Here is a 5,886-nt window from a genome sequence, read left to right as displayed (position 1 = left end):
CCCCTTGACAGCACCCTCCCGCCGCCCGGAGTATCACTCCCGTGAACCTGTCAGACAGCCGGACAGCCAGTCAGCCGCCGAGGCGTGTCAGCGCCATGGAGGCGGTGCTGGCGCATCTGCGCGACGCCATCGAGCGCGGGGAGTACGCCATCGGCGACAAGCTCCCCTCCGAGGCGGAGCTCTGCCGCAGCCTGGAGATCAGCAGGCCCGTCCTGCGCGAGGCCCTCAGGGCCCTGCAGACCATGGGCCTGACCGTCTCCAAGACCGGCAAGGGCACCTTCGTCGTGGCCAACGCGGTGGAGGACCCCACCTTCGGCGACTACGCGGCCAGCGACCTCCTGGAGGTGCGCCGTCACGTCGAGATCCCGGTCGCCGGATACGCGGCCCGGCGCCGCACCCACGAGAACCTCGACCACCTGGCCCACCTCCTGGACCGGATGGAACGGGAGACCGACACCACGGCGTGGGTCGCGATGGACACCCTCTTCCACCTCGCGGTGGCCGAGGCCGCCCAGAACCCGGTCTTCCGCCGGGTCATCGAGGAGATCCGCGACGCACTGGCGCGTCAGTCGGCGTTCCTCAACGAACTGGGCGGCCGCCGGGAGCAGTCCAACCGCGAGCACCGCGCGATCGTCGAGGCGCTGATCGACGGTTCCGAGCACGACGCGGTGGAGGCCATGTCCCACCATCTCGACCGCGTCGAGACCACCCTCACCGACATCGTGCGCTCCCCGCGCACGGACAGTTCCACGGAAGGCGGATCAGAGGCGTGAGCGAGCAGTCCCTGCACGACGGCGTGCAGAAACGTTCCGGCCATGTCGACGCCGGAGACGAGGGGTACAGCAAGTCCCTCAAGTCACGGCACGTCAACATGATCGCCATTGGCGGCGCGATCGGCACCGGCCTCTTCCTCGGAGCCGGCGGCCGCCTCGCCGACGCCGGCCCCTCCCTGTTCATCGCCTACGCGGTCTGCGGCGTCTTCGCCTTCCTCGTGGTCCGCGCCCTGGGCGAACTCGTCCTGTACCGGCCCTCCTCCGGCGCCTTCGTCTCGTACGCCCGGGAGTTCCTCGGCGAGAAGGGCGCCTACGTCGCCGGCTGGATGTACTTCCTGAACTGGGCCACCACCGGAATCGCCGACATCACCGCCGTGGCCCTCTACACCCACTACTGGGGCATGTTCTCCGACATCCCCCAGTGGGTGATCGCCCTCGTCGCGCTCGCGGTCGTCCTCACCGTCAACCTCATCTCGGTGAAGATGTTCGGCGAGCTGGAGTTCTGGTTCGCCATCATCAAGGTGGGCGCGCTCGTGGCGTTCATGCTGATCGGCGTCTTCCTGCTGGCCACCCGGCACCCGATCGACGGCCACCACCCCGGCCCGTCCCTGATCAGCGACAACGGCGGCGTCTTCCCCAACGGCCTGCTGCCCATGCTGCTGATCATCCAGGGCGTCGTCTTCGCCTACGCCTCCGTCGAACTGGTCGGCGTCGCCGCGGGCGAGACCGAGAACCCCGAGAAGATCATGCCCAAGGCGATCAACTCGATCATGTGGCGCGTCGGCCTCTTCTACGTCGGCTCGGTGCTCCTGCTGTCGATGCTGCTGCCCTGGAACAAGTACACCGGCGGCGAGAGCCCCTTCGTGACCGTCCTGTCCAACATCGGCATCCCGGCGGCCGGCGGCGTGATGAACCTCGTCGTCCTCACCGCGGCCATGTCCTCGCTCAACTCCGGCCTGTACTCCACCGGCCGCATCCTGCGCTCCATGGCCAAGTCCGGCTCGGCCCCCCGGTTCACGGGCGTGATGAGCCACAGCCAGGTCCCCTACGGCGGCATACTGCTCACCAGCGGTGTCTGCGTCCTCGGCGTCGGCCTCAACTACGTGGTCCCCGCCGACGCCTTCGAGATCGTGCTGAACTTCGCCGCCATCGGCATCCTCGCCACCTGGGGCATGATCATGGTCTGTCACCTGCTCTTCTGGCAGAAGACCGAGAAGGGCGACCTGACCCGCCCCGGCTACCGACTGCCGGGGTCCCCCTGGACCGAACTCGTGACCCTGGCCTTCCTCGCCTCCGTCCTGGTCCTCATGTACGCCGACGGCGGCGCCGGCCGCACCACCGTGCTCTGCCTCCCGCTGATCGTCGCCGCCCTGGTCGCCGGCTGGTTCGCCGTCCGCGGCCGGGTGTCCCGTACCTCCGCGGAGACCGAATCGACCCGCGCGTGACCGCTCGCGCGCATCCCCAGCCCGAACCCACCGGCACGCCCGCGTGATCCGCGTGGCGTTCCCGGAGAAGCAGGAAGTGATGTACAGCAGTTCTGTCGCGGCCGCACCCCTGGTCCGTGAACCCCTCCACGCCCCGGTCGCCCACCTCATCCGCGGTGGGCTGATCGAGGGCACCCACTACGGTTCCGTCGTCGTCCTCGGCGGCGACGGGGACGTCCGCTTCCAACTCGGCGACATCGAGGCCGCGTTCTATCCGCGGTCCGCGCTCAAGCCGGTCCAGGCGGTCGCCATGGTCCGGGCCGGGCTGCCCCTCGACGGCGAGCTCCTCTCGCTCACCGCGGCCAGCCACTCCGGCGAGGAACGCCACCTCGCCGGGGCCCGGCACATCCTGGAACTGGCGGGTGTCTCCGAGGACGCCCTGCGCAACGTCCCGGACATGCCCTACGGCCCGCAGGTGCGGGACGAGTGGATCCGGGAGGGGCGCGGGCCGTCCCGGCTCGCGCAGAACTGCTCCGGCAAGCACGCGGCGATGCTGTACACGTGCGTGCTCAACGACTGGCCTCTTGAGGGCTACCTCGACCCGGCGCACCCCCTCCAGCAGGCGATCGCCGAGATCGTCGAGGACCTGACCGGCCAGCGCATCGCGCGCGTGACCGTCGACGGCTGCGGTGCGCCCCTGTTCTCCGTCTCCCTGCACGGCCTCGCCCGCGCCGCCGCACGGATCACCTCGGCGCCCCCCGGTACGCCGGAGGCCCGGGTCGCCGACGCGATGCGGGAGCATGCCGAGATGGCGTCCGGGGCCGGACGGGACGTGGCCGCGCTGATGAAGGCCGTACCCGGACTGCTCACCAAGGACGGTTTCGAGGGCGTCCAGGTCGCCGCGCTGCCCGACGGACGGGCCGTCGCCGTCAAGATCTCCGACGGGGCGAACCGGGCGCGGATTCCGGTGGCCGCGGCGGCGCTCGCCCGTGCCGGGGTCTCGCCGGACCTGCTGACCGAGTTCCAGGGAGAGGCGCTTCTGGGCGGCGGCCGTGAGGTCGGGCAGGTGCGTCCGGTTCGTTCGCTGGAGCCCATCGCCGAGGCGGCCTGCGCCTAGGGCGTGTTGCGAAAGTCCCGTCGTTCGCCCGAAGGGCGGGCCTGGCGTCGCGAGGCAGGCGGGACTTTCGCAACACGCCCTAGAGTCCGCCCCCGTCTCTCCTCCGGCGGCCGCGGTCAGTCTGCGGCTGGTCACGCGGTTCCCCCGCCCCTGAAAAAATCTCACCCGAACCCTCCTCGGAAGAAGGGCCCATACCCTCATGACCGCCGTCGTCAGCCGCCGTGAGCACGATCTGCTGGGTGACCGGGACGTCCCCGCCGACGCCTACTGGGGCGTCCACACCCTGCGGGCCACGGAGAACTTCCCCATCACCGGGACCCCGATCTCCGCCTACCCCCACCTGATCGACGCCCTGGCCGCCGTCAAGGAGGCCGCCGCGCTCGCCAACGAGGAGCTCGGGCTGCTGGAGTCCAGGAAGGCCGCCGCCATCGTGGAGGCCTGCCGTGAGATCCGGGACGGGAAGCTGCACGACCAGTTCGTGGTCGACGTGATCCAGGGCGGGGCCGGCACCTCCACGAACATGAACGCCAACGAGGTCATCGCCAACCGGGCCTTGGAGCTGCTGGGGCACGAGAAGGGGCAGTACTCGTTCCTGCACCCCAACGAGGACGTCAACCTGGGACAGTCGACCAACGACGTCTACCCGACCGCCGTCAAGATAGCGACGGTCTTCGCGGTACGCGGACTGCTCAAGGCGATGGCCGTACTCCAGGACTCCTTCGCCCGTAAGGCCGTCGAGTTCCGCGATGTGCTCAAGATGGGCCGCACACAGTTGCAGGACGCGGTGCCCATGACGCTCGGTCAGGAGTTCTCGGCCTATGCCGTCATGATCGACGAGGACCGCAGCCGTCTTGACGAGGCCGTCGAGCTGATCCATGAGATCAACCTGGGCGCCACGGCCATCGGCACCGGACTCAACGCGCCCGCCGGATACGCCGAGTCGGCCCGTAGCCACCTCGCCGAGATCACCGGGCTCCCGCTGGTCACCGCCGCCAACCTGGTCGAGGCGACCCAGGACTGCGGCGCGTTCGTCCAGATGTCCGGGGTGCTCAAGCGGATCGCGGTGAAGCTCTCCAAGAGCTGCAACGATCTGCGGCTGCTGTCCTCCGGACCGCGCGCCGGCCTCGGGGAGATCAACCTGCCGCCCGTGCAGGCCGGTTCGTCGATCATGCCCGGCAAGGTCAACCCCGTGATCCCCGAGGTCGTCAACCAGGTCGCCTTCGAGGTGATCGGCAACGACGTCACCATCACCATGGCCGCCGAGGCCGGACAGCTCCAGCTCAACGCCTTCGAGCCGATCATCCTGCACTCGCTGTCGGAGTCCGTCACCCACCTGCGTACCGCCTGCCTCACCCTCGCCGAGCGCTGCGTGGACGGCATCACCGCCAACACCGAGGCGCTGCGCCGGACCGTCGAGAACTCCATCGGCCTGGTCACCGCCCTCAACCCGCACATCGGCTACACGGCGGCCACCGACATCGCCAAGGAAGCCCTCGCCACGGGCCGGGGAGTGGCCGAACTCGTCCTGGAGAAGGGCCTGTTGCCCGCAGAGACCCTCGCCGAACTGCTGCGCCCGGAGATCCTGGCAGGCAGCGGCTCCCGCCCGGCCTGACGGCCTCACCTGTACGGACACGCGCCAGGACCGGCCCGGAGGCACAATGGTGATCATGCCAACGACGTCGTCGCTCACCTTCCAACCGGTCCTGGAGCGCATCGCCGAGGAGATCGGACGCACTCCGGGCCGCGGCCGCGCCGCCGACTACATTCCGGCGCTCGCCGCCTGCGACCCGCGCAGCTTCGGCATGGCCGTCGCGGAGCTGGACGGCACGGTGTACGGCGTCGGTGACTGGCGTGAGCCGTTCTCCACCCAGTCCATCACCAAGGTCTTCACCCTCGCCCTGGACCTGGCCCGTGAGGGCGACGAACTCTGGGAGCACGTGGGCCGCGAACCCTCCGGCAACCCCTTCAACTCCCTGGTGCAGCTGGAGTACGAGAACGGCATCCCGCGCAACCCGTTCATCAACGCGGGCGCCCTCGTCGTCACCGACCGCCTCCAGACCCGTACCGGGGACGCGGCGGGCGAGCTGCTGGCGTTCCTGCGCGAGGAGAGCGGCAACCCGGGCCTGGACTTCGACCAGGAGGTGGCCGCCTCCGAGTCCGCCCACGGCGACCGCAACGCCGCTCTGGCCCACTTCATGGCAGCCTACGGAAACATCGACAACGCCATCACGCTCCTGCTCGACCAGTACTTCCGCCAGTGCTCGGTCAGGGCGTCCTGCGCCGACCTGGCCCTCGCCACCACCTTCCTGGCCCGCCACGGCATCCGCGCCGACGGCACCCGCCTGCTCACCCTCAGCCAGGCCAAGCAGATCAACGCGATCATGCTGACCTGCGGCACCTACGACGCGGCGGGCGACTTCGCCTACCGGGTGGGGCTGCCCGGCAAGAGCGGGGTGGGCGGCGGGATCATCGCGGTCGTCCCCGGCCGGTGCACGCTGTGCGTGTGGAGCCCGGGCCTGGACGAACGGGGCAACTCGGTGGCGGGAGTCGCGGCCCTGGACCGGTTCACGAC

General features: G+C 69.9%; 5 protein-coding genes. All 5 read left to right on the top strand.

Annotated features, from left to right (window positions below; genetic code table 11):
• The first annotated feature begins 95 nt into the window (after window positions 1-95).
• On the top strand, window positions 96-773 hold the full coding sequence (locus tag EHS43_RS35260) for a FadR/GntR family transcriptional regulator (protein ID WP_260470853.1): 678 nt from the start codon (window positions 96-98) through the stop codon (window positions 771-773).
• On the top strand, window positions 770-2,218 hold the full coding sequence (locus tag EHS43_RS35255) for an amino acid permease (protein WP_125194706.1): 1,449 nt from the start codon (window positions 770-772) through the stop codon (window positions 2,216-2,218). Before EHS43_RS35260 ends, EHS43_RS35255 begins: the two co-directional genes overlap by 4 nt.
• A gap of 79 nt (window positions 2,219-2,297) precedes the next feature.
• Complete coding sequence (locus EHS43_RS35250) at window positions 2,298-3,314, top strand: asparaginase (protein WP_125194705.1); 1,017 nt, start codon at window positions 2,298-2,300, stop codon at window positions 3,312-3,314.
• A 199-nt stretch (window positions 3,315-3,513) separates the two neighbouring features.
• Window positions 3,514-4,926, top strand: coding sequence for an aspartate ammonia-lyase (aspA, locus tag EHS43_RS35245; protein ID WP_125194704.1), 1,413 nt, complete (start codon window positions 3,514-3,516; stop codon window positions 4,924-4,926).
• A gap of 46 nt (window positions 4,927-4,972) precedes the next feature.
• A partial coding sequence (locus EHS43_RS35240; protein ID WP_125194703.1) for a glutaminase occupies window positions 4,973-5,886 on the top strand: 914 nt, incomplete at its 3' end.

This window comes from Streptomyces sp. RP5T (genome assembly GCF_003933965.1).
Taxonomy (GTDB): domain Bacteria; phylum Actinomycetota; class Actinomycetes; order Streptomycetales; family Streptomycetaceae; genus Streptomyces.
The sequence above is the reverse complement of the archived record's forward strand: the minus strand, read 5'-3'. Positions and strand labels throughout refer to the sequence as shown.